Raw genomic sequence first — 279 nt, 5'->3', positions numbered from 1 at the left:
CGCCACGACCATGTCGACGCCACGAGGCAGCCGCAGCCCCACCCGCGACTCAGTGCCGACACCCTGGCCACGCAGGAACCGGGCCAACTGATTCGCCCGCGCCTCCAACTCCCCGTACGACAGCTCCACCGCACCACACCGCACCGCCGCACTCTCCGGCGCCCGCACCGCCCACTCCGCGAACAACTCCGGCACCAGCCCGGCACCGACCGGACGCCCGGTGTCGTTCCACTCCTCAACCACCCGCACCCGCTCATCGGCATCGAGTACGTCGATCTC

The 279-nt window shown here is 71.0% G+C and carries 1 protein-coding gene; it reads right to left on the bottom strand.

Annotated elements, in window-relative coordinates; all coding sequences use genetic code 11:
* Nucleotides 1-279, bottom strand: a 279-nt coding sequence (locus ACTT8P_RS38595) for an AMP-binding protein (RefSeq protein ID WP_442836451.1), incomplete at both ends; no start/stop codon positions are given.

The organism is Streptomyces sp. JW3, assembly GCF_052216785.1.
Lineage (GTDB): Bacteria > Actinomycetota > Actinomycetes > Streptomycetales > Streptomycetaceae > Streptomyces.
The sequence above is the reverse complement of the archived record's forward strand: the minus strand, read 5'-3'. Positions and strand labels throughout refer to the sequence as shown.